Source organism: Streptococcus sp. HMSC10A01 (genome assembly GCF_001807785.1).
Lineage (GTDB): Bacteria > Bacillota > Bacilli > Lactobacillales > Streptococcaceae > Streptococcus > Streptococcus gordonii.
This window is the reverse complement of the sequence record NZ_KV790965.1, coordinates 150,137-165,186: the sequence shown is the minus strand read 5'-3', so window position 1 is coordinate 165,186 and position 15,050 is coordinate 150,137. Positions and strand designations below refer to the sequence as shown.

At 36.1% G+C, this 15,050-nt stretch carries 16 protein-coding genes; 1 reads left to right on the top strand and 15 read right to left on the bottom strand.

The annotated features are described in order from the left end of the window. Positions 1-20: 20 nt before the first annotated feature. The 6 genes from HMPREF3108_RS02390 to HMPREF3108_RS10595 form a co-directional block, all read right to left on the bottom strand. On the bottom strand, positions 21-569 hold the full coding sequence (locus HMPREF3108_RS02390; RefSeq protein WP_070493282.1) for a ClbS/DfsB family four-helix bundle protein: 549 nt from the start codon (positions 567-569) through the stop codon (positions 21-23). Between the two features lie 46 nt (positions 570-615). After that, positions 616-1,113, bottom strand: coding sequence for a hypothetical protein (locus HMPREF3108_RS02385; protein ID WP_070493154.1), 498 nt, complete (start codon positions 1,111-1,113; stop codon positions 616-618). Between the two features lie 83 nt (positions 1,114-1,196). Further along, complete coding sequence (locus tag HMPREF3108_RS02380) at positions 1,197-2,954, bottom strand: glycoside hydrolase family 13 protein (RefSeq protein ID WP_070493151.1); 1,758 nt, start codon at positions 2,952-2,954, stop codon at positions 1,197-1,199. Between the two features lie 274 nt (positions 2,955-3,228). Further along, a complete protein-coding gene (locus tag HMPREF3108_RS02375) occupies positions 3,229-3,900 on the bottom strand; it encodes a CPBP family intramembrane glutamic endopeptidase (protein ID WP_070493148.1) in 672 nt (223 codons plus the stop codon). 191 nt (positions 3,901-4,091) lie between these two features. After that, positions 4,092-5,678, bottom strand: coding sequence for an ATP-binding cassette domain-containing protein (locus tag HMPREF3108_RS02370; protein ID WP_070493145.1), 1,587 nt, complete (start codon positions 5,676-5,678; stop codon positions 4,092-4,094). Position 5,679: 1 nt separating this feature from the next. After that, positions 5,680-5,832 (bottom strand): hypothetical protein, encoded by a 153-nt coding sequence (locus tag HMPREF3108_RS10595; RefSeq protein ID WP_176744508.1) that lies wholly within the window; start codon positions 5,830-5,832, stop codon positions 5,680-5,682. Between the two features lie 89 nt (positions 5,833-5,921). Between HMPREF3108_RS10595 and HMPREF3108_RS02365 the strand changes: the two genes are divergently transcribed. Further along, positions 5,922-6,785, top strand: a complete 864-nt coding sequence (locus tag HMPREF3108_RS02365; RefSeq protein ID WP_070493143.1) for an Rgg/GadR/MutR family transcriptional regulator — start codon at positions 5,922-5,924, stop codon at positions 6,783-6,785. A 236-nt stretch (positions 6,786-7,021) separates the two neighbouring features. Here the strand turns inward: HMPREF3108_RS02365 and HMPREF3108_RS02360 are convergent, their stop codons facing one another. The 9 genes from HMPREF3108_RS02360 to rlmD all read right to left on the bottom strand — a co-directional run bounded on the left by HMPREF3108_RS02360 (position 7,022) and on the right by rlmD (position 15,002). Next, positions 7,022-8,563: a streptosactin export ABC transporter GggC gene (locus HMPREF3108_RS02360; RefSeq protein WP_070493140.1), complete on the bottom strand. Its 1,542-nt coding sequence runs from the start codon at positions 8,561-8,563 to the stop codon at positions 7,022-7,024. A gap of 117 nt (positions 8,564-8,680) precedes the next feature. Next, a complete protein-coding gene (locus tag HMPREF3108_RS02355; RefSeq protein WP_048778689.1) occupies positions 8,681-9,535 on the bottom strand; it encodes an ADP-ribosylglycohydrolase family protein in 855 nt (284 codons plus the stop codon). Positions 9,536-9,575: 40 nt separating this feature from the next. Further along, on the bottom strand, positions 9,576-10,193 hold the full coding sequence (locus HMPREF3108_RS02350; protein WP_048778687.1) for an SAP domain-containing protein: 618 nt from the start codon (positions 10,191-10,193) through the stop codon (positions 9,576-9,578). Positions 10,194-10,297: 104 nt separating this feature from the next. After that, positions 10,298-10,426, bottom strand: a complete 129-nt coding sequence (locus HMPREF3108_RS10435) for an ADP-ribosylglycohydrolase (protein ID WP_082756380.1) — start codon at positions 10,424-10,426, stop codon at positions 10,298-10,300. 11 nt (positions 10,427-10,437) lie between these two features. After that, the gene (locus tag HMPREF3108_RS02345; RefSeq protein ID WP_060970421.1) at positions 10,438-11,244 is read right to left on the bottom strand and encodes an alpha/beta hydrolase; all 807 of its coding nucleotides are present in this window, start codon (positions 11,242-11,244) and stop codon (positions 10,438-10,440) included. A 156-nt stretch (positions 11,245-11,400) separates the two neighbouring features. After that, positions 11,401-12,144, bottom strand: coding sequence for a CPBP family intramembrane glutamic endopeptidase (locus tag HMPREF3108_RS02340; RefSeq protein WP_049489667.1), 744 nt, complete (start codon positions 12,142-12,144; stop codon positions 11,401-11,403). 178 nt (positions 12,145-12,322) lie between these two features. Then, a complete protein-coding gene (locus HMPREF3108_RS02335) occupies positions 12,323-12,931 on the bottom strand; it encodes a Type 1 glutamine amidotransferase-like domain-containing protein (protein WP_048775186.1) in 609 nt (202 codons plus the stop codon). 57 nt (positions 12,932-12,988) lie between these two features. Next, on the bottom strand, positions 12,989-13,417 hold the full coding sequence (gene aac(6') / locus HMPREF3108_RS02330; protein ID WP_048775188.1) for an aminoglycoside 6'-N-acetyltransferase: 429 nt from the start codon (positions 13,415-13,417) through the stop codon (positions 12,989-12,991). Positions 13,418-13,631: 214 nt separating this feature from the next. Further along, on the bottom strand, positions 13,632-15,002 hold the full coding sequence (gene rlmD, locus HMPREF3108_RS02325; protein ID WP_048775190.1) for a 23S rRNA (uracil(1939)-C(5))-methyltransferase RlmD: 1,371 nt from the start codon (positions 15,000-15,002) through the stop codon (positions 13,632-13,634). Positions 15,003-15,050 lie beyond the last annotated feature (48 nt).

The following is a 15,050-nucleotide window of genomic DNA, read 5'->3' as shown; positions in this document are numbered from 1 at the left end:
TTCTCTCTAATTCTTGTCTTCTACAGACTATTTTGCTTTACATTTTTTTGATGAGCCTTCAATTTTTTCATGGCCCAGTCATAATGGCTAGAGGTAGCACTTACAAAATAGGAACCTAGTACTGTCCCTCCGACCCATTTATAGACATTTTTTGAAAACAATTCTTCATTTGTAAATGTGTCTGCTAAGTCCAAAACATCTTGATGGGACTGATGAAAGATCTCAGTTGCCTCTTTTAGAGAAGTCTTTTGATGCTTCTTCCAAAATTCCAGATTCAACTCTCCATAAGTCTTCCAGTTATAGGGCGCAGGAAGAAAGGGCTGCTCTTGACCCTTTTGATTGGAATGCACCCAATTCAACAATAGCTGATGCCATTCATAGAGGTGAATCAAAACATCTCTTAGATTTTTATCTCGTCTCCAATGGGCCTCTTTCTTCTTTTCATCCCGAGAAAAATCAAAAGGCGTATTTAGCTCTTGATCAGACAATTTGGAAATGAGAGTTTGTAACTTCTCAAAGTTTTCTTTAGCAGCTAGCATCAAATCTTCTTTAGTTTTCGGTCTAGGCATAAGATTGAACTCCTTTGCAACTTTCAGTTCTTGGAAATCATCAGCATTATAAGATTTTCTCAATTTCCTTTGCTATTTTACTCTTTTTCAATTTCCTATATCTGATGTATCTACATAAAACAGCAGGATTCAAGCTGTAGGACAATTGCAATAGATAGTAATTTACCCACTCTATAAGAGCAAACATCCAAATCGAAAAAGAAATAATGAACGTGGAAACTTCTCCGTGATTCAATAATATCACAAAAATTCCAGTAGCTAGTAAAATAAAATCCAATTTCTTCAATATCTTGTAAATCTTTCCAGTATACTTTTCAGCAAATCCTGGATTGGAAATCCTCTTGATTAAAATCCACCAAAAAATGGAACCTTGTATCAAGATAAAAGTTAGCAGAAATAAAGAGAAAGAAATAGAAACGAAGGCTTTAGTAGTGAGAATCCACTTTTTAAGCAAGAAAAAATTCATCCAAAATACTAAAACAGCTGCCAATTCCCCGCTAGCTAGATTAATCAACTTTTTCTTCAGAAGCTCTTTTGATTTCATCTTACACCACCATGAAAAATTCCAACACTTAAAAAAGAAGGATTAAATATCTTGTTTGTCCGAGTTCCTATGTTTCTACACCATTACCTTTTAGACTCATCACAATAAACTACAAATCCCTTTGGTAAGATGACAAGTGTCTCATCATCAGTTTGGCAATGACTCACCAAATCAGCTGAATCTCTGTCTAACAGATAATTCTCATTGGACTGATTAAAAATGGCTCGGATTACTTGATGATCATGTTGCCATTCTAAAGCCAGCACATCAGGAGCGATTTCTTCTAAGGTAAATTTCCCATGCTGAATAATGTCCGCAATTTCCTTGCGAAGCTGAATCAAGTCCTTCATAAAATTGAGCATGTCATTGCTATTAGAAACACGGTCCCAAGGCATGACCCTTCTACAATCCGGGTCCATACCTCCGCCCAATTCTAGCTCAGTCCCATAATAAATACAAGGCGCCCCTCTTTGTAAAAAGAGAAAGACAAGCGCGGATTTGATCAGCTGGATATCCCCTTGAGCTGTCGTCAAAATGCGCTCTGTATCATGCGAATCCAAGAGATTAAACATAACTTCAGAAATCTGTTGCTTGTAGTACATGGACTGGCAATTCATCTCAGCTATGAATTGACTGGTCTTCTTGCTCCTGCTCAAAAAGTAGTCCTTGATACTATCGGATAGGGGATAATTCATGACAGCGTGAAACTCATCGCCTTTTAGCCAAGGCTGAGACGTATGCCAAACCTCTCCAAGAATGTAAAGGTCAGGCTTTTTGGCCAAAACAGCCTTGCGGAAATCTCGCCAGAATTGATGATCAACCTCATTAGCCACATCAAGCCGCCAAGCATCAATATCAAACTGTTCAATCCAATAGGTCGCAACGCTTAAGAGATAGTCTTTCACCTCAGGATTTGCCGTATTCAACTTAGGCATATAGCTGGCAAAGGCAAAGGTATGATAAGGCAGTTCTTTGGGATTCACAAGCTTGTCATTCGTCACTGGGAACTCTTGAATGTGGAACCAGTCTTTGTAAGCTGACTTTTCACCATGCTTGAGAACATCCTGCCATTGAGCGGATTGATCGCCCATATGATTGAAAACCGCGTCCAGCATGACCTTCATCCCACGCAGATGAGCTTGGTCCACCAGTTGACGGAAAGTCTCCTTATCCCCAAAGTGTCGATCAATTTCAAAGTAATCCGTCGTATTGTACTTATGATTACTTGGCGATTCAAAGATGGGACAGAGGTAAAGCCCTGTAATACCTAGGTCTTGCAAATAATCCAGATGGTCAATAATTCCTTGTAAATCTCCACCAAAGAAATCACTACTTTTAGGTGTGATTGACGAATCCCAATCTAGAGCTCCTTCTGGCGTAAGTTCAGCATTTCCATTTGCAAAACGTTCTGGGAAAATCTGATACCAGACCGTTTTTGAAACCCAGTCAGGAACCTGGCAGCCATCAATCTCATGAATATAAGGGAGTTTAAAGCCATTGCCTTCGTAATGAAGGTTTTCTGGACTATTGTCAGTGAAACCTTTATCTCCATACAAGACGCTTTGACCTTTTTTATCCTTAAGCTCAAAAATATACTGGAGCCTAGCAAAGTGCACAGAGACAGCTACTTGCCAATAATCAAATAAGGCATCAGAGGTCACCTTGACCATATCTTTCGCGTCTTCATAAGAATCTTCAATAAAGATAAAGGGATCCCCATAGTGCAAAACGATTTTCTCTATATCCTCTTTCTTAGTCCTAATTCTGATATGCACTTGACCTTCTTTATAAAGATAGGCATACTCTGACTCCGGTCTGTGATAAATGGCTGTTAATTCCATATTTTGTCTCCTAAACTTTCTCTTTCAATTTTTAAAGCAAACGTTTTCATAGCTTGAGTCTAGTATACTATTTTAAAAAAATGATTGCAAGCTATTGTTCAAGTTTGGGAAAGGGAATATTAAAAAGCCTTGGAGACAAGGCTTTTAGTTATTCAAGTTTTTAGAAAGATTCCTTACTTTTCTAAATCAAGTCATCTAGCCCACTTTTACTGATAGTGGCCATTACCGTCCTAAAATGAAAATTCTTTATTAGCTAGATGACATTAAAATCTTTCTAGATATACATCATTAGCAAAAGAATTCCTGTTGCATTGCCGAGAATATGAGAAAGTGCAGAAATCAAACAATTCCCAGACTTTTTATAAATCATTGCATAGATGATACTATCAACAGAAATCATGAAAATATCATAGCTTACAAGTCCAACACTACCACTAGAAATATGGGCTATCGCAAACAATAAAGAAGACAGAATGGCACAAAGCCAAAATGGTAGAATTCTCATTGACTTACCAAGAAAGAAACCTCTCCATGCAATTTCTTCCCCCAAGGCTGCGATTACTATTTGAACCATAAGGAGTGGTATTTTATCAAAGGATAACATACCATTCGTTCTTCCCAGAACATGACTAGTAAAAGCGCCCTTAAATACCATATCGCCGATAAGCAATGTTGCCACAGCGGATCCTACAGGAAACAAGACCAAAAGAATTACTCCTTGTTTTTTAAGATCATCGAAAAATGATTTAAAGCGCAAGCCCGATTCTATATGTGATTTTTTATCAAAATGTTCAAGAACAAAGAAAAAGAGAATACCAATCAGTACGGTGAGACCTGATAAAGAAAGTTCAGGTATTATCTTTGTCAAAGACAATACTGCCATTAGAAACAAACCAATGATAGTAGTATAAAAATACTTTTTACCTATTTTAGCAGAATCAGTCATAACAATATTGCTCCTTGATTTAGTAAGACGACATCAATATTTTTATCGAACAATATAAATTCCAATTTCCTAATCGGGATCAATAGCTGTGAACCTTACTTTATAACCATTTTTTGTATATAGAAGTCTAGTTGAAATGTCATATCAAGTAATTTAGAATAACAAGGCATTTGATAGCTATCGGCAACCTTTTATTGATTAGGATCACTAGACTTATAATCCTCTATCCTGATTATATCATCATAATTATCTTCTGTAAATTTATGAGCAATTTCTAAAATAGTACATTTTTGGGAATAAATCAGTGCACGAATTTCTTGAGCATTCATATCATCCAATGAAGCAGTCACTTCATCAACAAGTAAGATCGGCTTAAGTCTGAGCAAGCATCTCGCAATCTCTAATTTCATCATTTGACCACCAGATAAGTTTTGACCATCAAGTTGAGTCTCAAGATTATTCCCCATCTCTTCTAGAAGATTCACTTTCTGCAAAACATCAAGCAAATTACTATCAGAAATTTCCTGAAATAACGTTAAATTATCTCTTAAACTACCATTAAATATATACGGTTTTTGATGTATTAGAGACACCTTGTTATAGGATGGTTCATAACAAGTTCCTTTTTCATTTTCAAAATATAAATTTCCGGAAAATTCAGTATCTTCACCACTTAAAATTTTAAACAGGGTTGTTTTTCCACTACCACTTACTCCTGACAGTAAAATCTTTTTTCCAAAAGGAATGTCCAAAGATAATCGTTCAAAAATGAGCTTATCTTCAAATGACTTACTAAGATTTTTACCATAAATCCTCAATTTTTCCTTTGAAGTTTTAATTTCTATTTCTTCATCATCATTATTTCTCATACTTAAAATGAAAACCATCTTATCCCTAATAAACTTAGCTGACTGCAAGCTAGAGGTTCCTTCTAAAAGTTGTTGTAATGGAGAAATTAAATTCATGGACGCAGTCATCATGGCTAGTAAAGTTGTAAGTGTGATAGAAGTTGACTTAACTAAAAACAAACCTATCATTAGTGGAATCACTAATCCAATTCCTTTCAGAGGACCCGTCCAAAACATGACCAGATTATGACTCGTAAAATATCGGTATTGTTTTTTCTCCGTATTCCTGATTTCGTCCAAAACATGGGATGAAAACTGTTTACTTGCTTGATTACTACGAATTGTATCTATTCCTTTTGTAAAATCTGTGATAGATGTCATACTATTTACTCTCGCTGTACTTAGCTCCTCTCCTCTCTTCTGCAACATTTTATTAAATATAAACTGAGGTATAATCATTAAAAATCCCCCGATTGTATATAGCAGACCTACTTGGATATTTTGTATGAGGAGATATGACACTGAAGCAAGAATAGATAATACGTAGATGGGATAAACTATCAAAGGAACTAAGTATTCCTGCCAAAACATTGGAATATCCTGTGTCAAAAAGGAGTTTAGCTCCTCAGAGGTATAATTTAATCTTTTTTGATAAAAATTTTCAATAGCCTTTTTAGAAATTAGGACATTAAAATCTTCAATTATTGTACGTACTAAGATGTTATTTATATACATACAAGCATAAACAAATATAAATAGTAGCACTCCACCCAGTCCAAATGTTAGAACCATCTGAGTATTATTCACGTCAATTTCCCCTGCAATCTGTATGAGAAAAGACGTGAGTAAGCCTTGTAAAGAATAGAGCATAGAAAATAGTATATAGACAAACAATTTTAATTTTGAGATATTCTCTAGAATTGTCTTCATATCATTCAACCTTTAATTTGTAGTTTACTTTATTAGATAAGATAGCGAGTTCAAAATTTTGTATAATATTTTGTTGCATTCGTTTGCATTTTTCATCAAAGCTACGTTGGTTAAAAATATCACGCTTTGGACAAGCGCGTATTAATAATTTCATTTACAACCATGCTTCTTCTCCTTTCATTTTTAATGCTTCTATTATATAATGTTAGAAACTTAAAAAGGAGAAATTTCGGAAATCCGAACATGAATAATCGAGAAAAATTTAAAGCTATTCGAAAGCAAAGAAAACTTTCCCTGAAAACACTCGGCAAAATTGCTAGCTCTGCAACAAGTATTTCTGACTTTGAAAACGGCCATACGAACCTTTCTAAAGATGTACTCTTTAAACTGTTAGGATTCATGATAGTTGAAATTAATGAATTTTTTGAGTGGAAGGATTTTCAGGATGATGATTTTTACAAAATAATACAACAAATAGAGGATGCTTTGAGTAATAACGATATTCAGACACTCTCTAAAGTAAAAAAAGAGCTTTTTGAGTTATCTTCGAAAAAAGAGCAATATATTTATCTTATTATCTCACTCGTTCTTGAGGTTATGATCTGTGAACTACAACAGGAGACAGTTAGACAAGAGGTCATACTTCAGTTGACTGACTACTTTTTTTCATTAGAATATTGGACGAACCTTGACGTAGGATTATTTGGAAATCTCGTCCCATATTTCACAACTGAAGCTCTGCTAGTATTTACTAATACCATTCTAGATAGTATTCCTCAATCACCAAAAAATAACCTTGATCGAATCAAAATTGATACAGTCCTAAACTGCCTTTCTGCTTTTATTGAACGAAAAGAGCAAGTAGCAAGTCAAAAACTTTTATGCTTACTGTTCCAAAAGAAATATCCAAACTACTTTTTATTTGAAAAGCTTTATCTACATGAACTTCAAGCTATGTATGACTATCTATGGGGAAATAGGGAAAAAGCCATAGAAACACATAGTACAATCCTAGAAACAGTTAATATCATTCTCAGTCCTGAAACAATGAATGAATGGGATGATTACTTTAAAAAAATTACTAGGCAACATTCTAATTTGGGTTAGTGAAGAAATCTTTTTAATTTCCAGCAATTATACTAGTTTTCAAGTTGCAATCACCTCTGATCTATTCATACTCAGCATAAAATAAATAGTTTACACTTAACCAACAGCATATAGAAAATGTTTTCCACTAGAATGGAAATTCTATGTCTAATATAGTGTAGACTTTTCATATCCTATTCACCAACTCACAAAAAGGAGTGGCCTCTGCCACTCCTTTTTGAAATCTATACCTCCACCTATCTCTCTAGTTTTATCACCTTATCATATCGCTTCAAGTCCTCTTCACTATAGTGATGAATCACTTCTACGACTGCTTGTGGGAGAGAGAAGAGAAGCTGGCTGATTTTCTCTTGGTTTTTAAGGTCCAGATTGGCCTTGACCTCATCAGCCAGGATAAATTGGCGATTGTGATAAAGCGCGCGGGCAATTTCTAGCCGCTGCTTCTCACCACCTGACAAGGTTTGATTGCTGGGTGTTTTGCCTTGGAGAGCTTTCAATCCGGTTTGCTGCAGAATCTCTTCCATCCTTACAGAATCAAGTTCTTGCCCCAGAGCAATATTTCCCTCTAGTGTCAATCCATCAAAGACATGACTAGACTGGAGAATGTAGGCTCCTGCCTGATAGAGTTCATCTGAGCTTAGCTCTTGTCCGTGATAGTGGATCCGACCTTGACTAGGCATAATTTCTCCATAGATGAGGTTCAGTAAGGTTGTTTTCCCAGACCCGCTTTCTCCGATAATGGCAATCTTTTCCCCTTCCTCAATGGTAAGGTCACAAGGGGCTAGGATTTCTTGACCATCACGCTCTACACTAACCTGCTCTAGCTGGATAGGAAAGACGGAACCTTCAAGAACAGAAGGCATCGTCAACTCATCTCCCAGCAAGTTTTGATATTTATCACAGAGAGACTTGGCTGATTTTCTAGTATTGATAAAGTAAGATAGCTCTTGAAATTGGTAGCCAATATTATGCGATACTAGGTAAATCCCAACAAAGCTGGCTGCAGATAGGTAGTTATAATAAGTCATGAAACCACCAATGACAATAGGCGCAACCGAGCAAAAGGCATCAATCCCATTGATAAAGAGACTGTTTAAAGTCCGTTGCTTTTCATAGGCGACTTCTTGCTCTAAAGTCTTGTGTAAATCTTTGTTAAACCGTTTGTAAAATAAGCTTTGTCCCCGATAATGCCGTATGGGACGAGCACCTGCAATCATATTGGTCACTTGAGAGACATAGCTTTGGTTAGCTATGGACTTCTGCTCAGAAATCGCATCCAAGCGTTTGGAACCTATGCTACTACAAAGGACAGGTATCGAATAAAAAATGATAAAGAGCAAACCCAGATAAAAATTAGTCCAGAGAGCATAACAGATAGAGACAGTTGTAAATCCCAAAGAAGAAATGATAATGACAGTAGGCTCAATATAATTATCTTCTAGCTGTTTCACATCATTTTCCAGGTCGGACAAAACCTCTTCATCCGCTATCCGACGGCTATATAAGAAAGTCTGAAAGATAGCCTGCTTAATCCCCGACTTAAAGTCCGTCAGCACTCGTGCATAGTAATAACGTTTCCCCGCCAAACCTAGTAAGAGAATCAAATTCCCCACAATCCCCCAAATCAAGACCTGCCACAGCAAATGCAACTGGTGATTGGTAAAACTAGAGACAATATACTGAATTAAAGCTGGTGTAATGACAGCCTCCAGCCAAGTAATCATAATCGCCACAAAATAGGAGAATAAATACTTTTTAGTTACATAAGATTTAAGCATAGCGTATCAACCTCCTGAAGTTATTTACCAACTTAGATGGGATTTTTTTATCTCTAGACAGGGATATAAGGGCTTAATATTTTGTATAAAATGTGTATGTAACACCAAAAGCCTTTATTATCCTCCTGGAATGAACTTTTTCCATCGGCTAATGACATCCTTTAACGGCTCATCTAGATAGGAATAGGCCTTTTCCTTGATCCAATCAGGAATACCATATGCTGCCTCAGCTATGCTCCCCGTTATTGCAGCAAGAGTATCACTATCGCCACCAAGGGAGATGGCATTTCTTATAGCATCTTCGAAGTCTCTACTTTCCAGAAATGCAATGATTGCCTGAGGAACTGTATCCTGACACGTTTCATTGAAACGATACGTAGGACGGATTTCATCTAGTGATTGAGAAAGGTTATACCCATACTCCTCCTCTATATGCTCCTTGATGAGTCTCTTACATTCTGAAGTGTTATCATTGATTGGTTGCTCATAATCCCCACAGTAGCCTCCAAAGTAATAGCGACACATAAAGATAGCATCCGACGTTGCCATAGCTCCCTTGATGCCCTCTGGATGGTTATGAGTCGCCTCAGCAGAAAGTCGTGCAAGAGATCTTCTAGAAGGCCAGGCTCCTGTTCTGGCACAAAAACCACAGTCCATAACCCAAGCACAGGGAGAAACACGCATAGCAGATCCATTTCCAAAGCTATTGTAAGGATCACGATTGTCACTATTGATCCAACTACTAAACCGAGCACCGTAGCCCGCATCGGGATACATTTTGCCATATTTCTTCATGGCGTCAATAAAGTCATCTTTCTGACCACCATTCATGATTGCTTCTGCGACGGCGCAGGTCATAACAGTATCATCTGTGAAAAAACAATCCTCACGAAATAAGGGAAAATCCTTCGTTTTAATATTGTTCCATTCGTAAACTGAACCTACAATGTCTCCAATAATTGCTCCTAGCATCAGATTCCTCCTTGTGAACTATTGGTTTCGACTGACATTTCTACTTGCCATACTCTTTTACTTTATCAGCATATTCGGTCAAAAGATTCTTTGAATAAATTTTTTCATTACTTGAATTTCTAACTTCTTTCCATAGAATAGAGGCTACTTTTAGTTTATTCGAGTAATTACGATTATTTTCGTCTGCACAGAAATCCTTTAAAAATTGATTCCATTGACAAACCGAATGATCATACTTGGCATAGTCTGAATTTCCATAATAAACTTTTAGCATATCTTGAATGGTAAAACTTAAATCATGTTCTCTTTTTACTTTTCTCCAAGCAGTAGCCATATCAGCAGTAAATTTGAATGGTGAAACATCTGTTAAAGTTGAGAAATATTCTCTAAAGTGTGCGTTAAAGGAGAATCCGCATTCAAGTAAGGACGTATCTAAGGTAACGACTTCTACTCGTTTCTTCTTGCTTTTTATTGATGATTTTTTAATCAAATTCCCCTTAAAGTACTGCTCAATAATATCATTGAGTTCTTGTTTTGTACCTCTATTTTCAAGTCCTAATGACTTGCATATCTGTGAAAGTTCATCACGATACCAATAGTATTTATTAAATTCATCAAAGGATGTGATTTTATCAAACTCAGGTCTGATCTCTATCAATATAACACCTCCTTAAAGTCAATTTAGGTTTTCATCTCAAAATAATGGAGTTTTAGTTTCTTTATTCTGAGGATTAGCTACGTTTCACTAACAAACTCACACACTCAGCGGTTCGGACTTACCGTATCATCTGTAAAAAAGCAGTCTTTCCGAAATAAAGGGAAATCCTTTGTCTTAATATTATCCCACTCATAGACAGAACCTACAATGTCTCCAATAATTGCTCCTAGCATCAGATTCCTCCCTATTGAATATCAGATTTATTAAACATTTCCAATGAATTTCTGTTTAAAAATAGCTCAACCAAATCAATCCACTCTTGAGGCAGATAAGCCGATAAATATCCGTGGTTATAGCCCTTTGCTTCATACAAAATTGTATTTGAATGTAGCTGATGAAATAATTTCGCTGATTCTTTCACACAGTTCAATTCTTTTTCACCATAGATATACAGAACCTGAGCCTTGCTAGCAGAAATCATATCTTTCAGCTTGTAACATCCCATATAGTTTTTGTAAATGGTCACCAATGTTTTGACAGGCGTCCTTGGCAAATCCTCTAAATAATAAGCTTTTATTTCCTCTGGATAAGCCAGTTTAGGATAGAGTTTGTTCATCATGCTTAACTGAAGTTTGCAAGAGAATTTATTGAACATCAGTTTACCAAATAGAGACACTAGAAAAATGCTGATTTTAGCTAACCTTGGTTGAGGAATACAGAGGCTTCCATCTATGATGGCCTTCTCAGCAATTTCACTGTCTAAAGACAAAAGCTCCATGGCAATTTGACCACCAAGTGAAACACCACCGATTGCAAACAATTTCCCACCACAGTTTGCTTTGATATAGTCTAGAATCTCCAAAGCAGAATCTTCAGTAGAAACATAATCAAGTTGATATTCTTCGCCGTGACCATTCAAAGTAGGTAAAATAACACGGTATTTTTCTGACAAGATACGTGCTTGACGAAGGTAATTCCACCAAGAACTGCCACCACCGTGTATTAGTAAGATAGGAGGCAAATTCTTATTACCAAATTCATGGAATTTCATGTTTAAACTCCTTACTGTAGGACTTTCACTAGCTAATTTCCCTTGTTCAATCAGCTTGTACAAGCAGTGATGTCTCATCAAATAGAAAAGTCTCTAACATTGATTATCTAGAATGACCACACGTTACTTTCAATAATGGATATCCTGATCTAAATTTTAAAATGTTGTTTCCTTACTAATTCTATTACTCGCCAATATAGTATAAATCAAATAACCAATAAAAATGATAATAAAAATAAGATTAATTTTTAACACAAAATAGAGATTTAACAAATTTGCGAATGCATGAAATAATACACAGTATCCCACAGATTTCGTTTGACGGTAAAGAAGCCCTAAAACAAAACTTAAAAATAATGTATATATAAAAAATAAAATAAAAGGAAATCCTTGATGACTTTCTCCAACTATAAACCATAAAGGCAGATGCCATATTCCCCAAATTGATCCTACAATCAAATTAGATTGCCAATAAGTATATTTTTTATCAAGTAATGGTTGTAATATTCCTCTCCATCCTAATTCTTCATGTCCACCACCAAAAAAAATTAGTTGTATAAAGAATAATGGCATAAGATAAATTGATACTCCGTTTAATTCTAAGGAAGATACAGAAAATAGTATCAAAATTGCTAACATATGATAAATGAAATAAATACTACTATTTTCTATCTTATTAAATAAAAAATGTTTAAATTTTATATTATTACTTTTTAAATAAAAGCCACTTGCAATAGCTGGTCCAAGTGCACCAACTATATGTAATATTCTTCCTATAAATGTCTCTAATCCCAAAATATAAGATTGTGTAAATATGGCAAGAAGCCCCCAAGATATATAAGTAATTCCAAATGTAAAACAAAGATAATTTTTTAAATTCCTTTTATCAATTTCTGTCATTTTTTTCTTCCTAATCTTGATTATTTTATGAATAATATTTTTACTGCTTCTTAGTTGCTATCGATTATAACTACCTATATTCTATCATAAAAACACAAAAAAGCCTTACAATCAAGGCTTTTCACTATTCATTTCGTCAATACTTTAGTTTCGTAGATTCAGATTCGCATGATTAAAACTAGTCAATTTTTTCAATAATGTTTCCAAGTTTATCCAATACAAGACAGGAATGATCATTTAGTGGAATTATGGGAACACTGACGAGTTCTTCTGCTCTATCCTTATTAGCTTTATCATTCCAGGAATCATAATGGACACTAATTAAAAACTGACTAAAGAGTCCTAATCCATTTTTTATCTTTATCTGATGATCTGAATTATCATTAGGTGAGACATAGACTTTTTCTCCTAATAATAGGGCTCCTGCAGAAAACCCTATAACTTTTGCCCCTTTATTAAGCATATGATCGATATAATTTTTGAACTCCTGATTGACATAAGTAGCTATATATTTTTCCGTATTTCCTCCACCGATGATGATTAGATCAGCATCTAAATAGCTATCAAAATCAATCTGCTCAGTGTCCAAAAGTAAGTAATCAGTGTTTAGATTAGGAAATTGACTTTGGAAAACTTCCGTGTACTTTTTCATATAGGGTTGCCAATTATCTCGAAAAACTGTAAAAATAACAATTCTTTCAATCTTGCTTGATAATACAAATTTATCAACAATGCTATATTTCGTTATTGGGGGATTCCCACCCATCAAAAAAATTTGTTCTTTCAAGTTAACACACTTTCTAAAGAGACATAAAATTTAAACAAGTTTATTCACGTTTCTAAATTATAATTTCTTCTTAAAGTGAATAATTCTATTTGCCTCCTGAAATCCAATATTGAGATGAAATCTTATAGAATCCGTATTCGTTAAACTACAGTCACTTGCAAATTCCTTACATCCTTTATTTTTCGCCCATTCCTCACATTTTGTACAGAGATTTTTAGCAATATTCTTTAAACGATATTCCTCGTCGACAATAATCCCTTCTAAGAATCCAACAGGACTATATTTACAACCTTCAACATAATCAAATCTGAGTGAACATAGTGCTAGACCTACAATTGTGTCACCTTCAACTTCAGTAAAGATTGCAGTATTTTTGCCATTCGTATATTTTTTTACTTCATCAAAAGCTTCTTTATCGGTCAATTGGGGCCATAATTGTTTTATTAGTTTAGCCGTTTTTATAAAATCTTTTGTTATTCCATCCATATAGATGTTCCTCCGCAAATTACAAGCAAATGTTTCGAATCATGCTGTTACTTTGTTACTCATTGATTGATACCAATACCATCCCCTTCTACTTTTCGACTGTCTCAGATCGGAAGAGCAGAGCCATGCACTCAGCGGTTCGGACTTACCGTATCATTTCATCGGTTTTCCTCCTCATTCTACGAGTCCTATCCCATGGGAGGAGCATCTACTTCTACTTCGCTGATGAATCAGCTCGTACAAGCAGTGATACCGCCTCAACATGATGCGTCTGCGGAAATAAGTCAACCGGCTGTACTTTCTTCAACTCGTATCCTAATTTTTGATAGAGTTTGATATCACGCGCCATAGTTGCGACATTACATGAAATATAAGCAATGCGGTCAGCTCCTGTTTGGGCGCTTGCTTTGATAAAGCTTTCGGTCAATCCCTTGCGTGGTGGGTCAACAAGAATGGCAGTTGGTTGAATACCTTCCTTGAGCCAATTCTTCATGGCATTTTCAGCTGTATCGCAGACATAGTGGGCATTTATGATATTATTTAATGCAGCATTCTTCTTGCTATTCTCGACTGCTTCTGGAATCACTTCAACACCGTAGACTTCTTTGACATGCTTAGCGACAGATAAACCAATCGTTCCGATACCTGAATAGGCATCGATAACCACATCATCTGCTTTTAACCCTGCAAAGTCAATAGCTTTTTGATAAAGCTTCTCTGCCATTTCTGTATTGACTTGGTAAAAGGATGGACCAGCGATTTGGAAGTCGTTCCCCAACATTTGGTCAGTAATGTAATCCTGACCATAAAGAGTGCGCCACTCCTTACCAAAAATCGCATTGGTATTTTGGTCGTTGATATTTTGCATGACAGACACAATCTCTGGGAACTGCTTAATTAGTTGTTCAATCAACTGCTCAACACGGAAAACTTTGGGACGAGTCGACACCAAAATGACCATGATTTGTCCTGAATAGTGCCCGCGTCGCACAACAAGGTTCCGAATCAAGCCAGACTGTTCCTTTTCATCATAAGGTTTCAAATCATAACGACGGAGCAGGTCTCGAAGAGCTACTACGACTTGGTCAATGACAGGATCTTGGATAAAGAAATCTTCAAGGGGCATGAGATCATGCGAATTTTTACGGAAAAAACCAGTTTCCAAGACACCATTCACTCGACGAACGGGCACCTGTGCCTTATTGCGATACTTGACTGGATGTCCCATGCCGAGCGTTTCAGCGACCTCCACATCGGTAATGCCAGCAATCTTGTAGAGACTATCCTTGACTTGCTTGCTTTTAAACTTGAGCTGCTCTGGATAGGCAAGATGCCCCAAGTCAGCAATCCCAGTACGTAGATATGCGAGATCTAGGTCTTGATTGCGGTGTGGGGATTTAGTAAGATAGTCCTCAACTTTCCCATAACCAATCTTTTTATTGACTTTGAGAACCCGCATAATGATTTTTTCAGTTGGAAGAGCATTTTCTACAAAGAAAACCAAGCCATCGACCTTGGCAACTCCTGCTCCCTCATGGGTCAAATCCACAATTTCAACTTTTACAATATCATTTTTCTTTAACATATTTTTCTCTTTCTGCTTTATCGCTCTGCCATTTCCAAAAAGAAAAGG